Source organism: Dietzia sp. UBA5065, assembly GCA_002415925.1.
Lineage (GTDB): Bacteria > Actinomycetota > Actinomycetes > Mycobacteriales > Mycobacteriaceae > Dietzia.
On sequence record DIAZ01000185.1, the window covers coordinates 13,577 to 14,016 of the forward strand.

General features: G+C 70.9%; 1 protein-coding gene. It reads right to left on the bottom strand.

Features of this window, described 5'->3' with window-relative positions:
• On the bottom strand, window positions 1–440 hold a 440-nt coding region (locus B4M60_RS15275), incomplete at both ends, for a thiolase C-terminal domain-containing protein (RefSeq protein ID WP_414646820.1).

Consider the following 440-nt stretch of genomic DNA (forward strand, 5'->3'; position numbering starts at 1 on the left):
CGGCCGCAGAACCCCAGCTCCTCGAGCTGCATGAGGACGTACGGCGTGAAGTGGTCGTACAGCACCGCCATGTCCATGTCCTCCGGGCGCAGCCCGGACTGGTTCCACAGCTGGTCGCCGACAATCCCCATCTCGGGCAGCCCGGCGAGCTCCGGGCGGTAGTACGAGGTCATGATGTACTGGTCCGGGCCCGAGCCCGAGGCCGCGGCGGCGATCGACACCGGCCGGTGCGGCAGGTCCTTGGCCCGCTCGGGCGTGGTCACGACGATCGCCTGGCCCCCGTCGGACTCCTGGCAGCAGTCCAGCAGGTGCAGCGGCTCCGCGATGAAGCGGGAGGCCTGGTGCTCGGCGAGCGTGATCGGCTTGCCGTGGAAGAACGCGGCCGGGTTGACGGCGGCGTGCTTGCGGTCCACCACCGCGACCCGACCGAGGTCCTCGCT